This is a genomic window from Enterococcus camelliae, from assembly GCF_042685105.1.
Taxonomy (GTDB): Bacteria; Bacillota; Bacilli; order Lactobacillales; family Enterococcaceae; genus Enterococcus_G; species Enterococcus_G camelliae.
The window spans coordinates 26,657-26,971 of the sequence record NZ_JBHUMO010000039.1 but is presented as its reverse complement, the minus strand read 5'-3'; the positions used below and the strand labels follow the sequence as shown (position 1 = coordinate 26,971).

Annotated in this window: 1 protein-coding gene; it reads right to left on the bottom strand. The window is 35.2% G+C overall.

Features of this window, described 5'->3' with window-relative positions; translation table 11 throughout:
• A partial coding sequence (locus tag ACFSR0_RS05750) for a transposase (protein WP_449260600.1) occupies positions 1 to 315 on the bottom strand: 315 nt, incomplete at both ends.

The following is a 315-nucleotide window of genomic DNA, read 5'->3' as shown; positions in this document are numbered from 1 at the left end:
ATGAGGTTATTCTTTCCCTCTAATTTTCCGTTTGAATAGGGATATTTTAAGGAGTTTATGATGGCTTCTGTGTGCTTTTTCAGATAACAAATTGCCTTTTTAAACCCATCATTCAAGGAATGTGGCAATGATTCAATGAGATTGAAAAATTCAGTAAAATCTTTTGCATCAAAAGCAGCTAATAACTCTTGATAGACTTCATAGCTTTGTCGTAGTTGGTTATCTATAGAGAGTAGGTAATCAAGCACCTCCGACTCCGTCATGTATTTCCCTTGGAAGAGGGGAAATTGCTTAAAAGAGGTGTAGTTTAGTTTT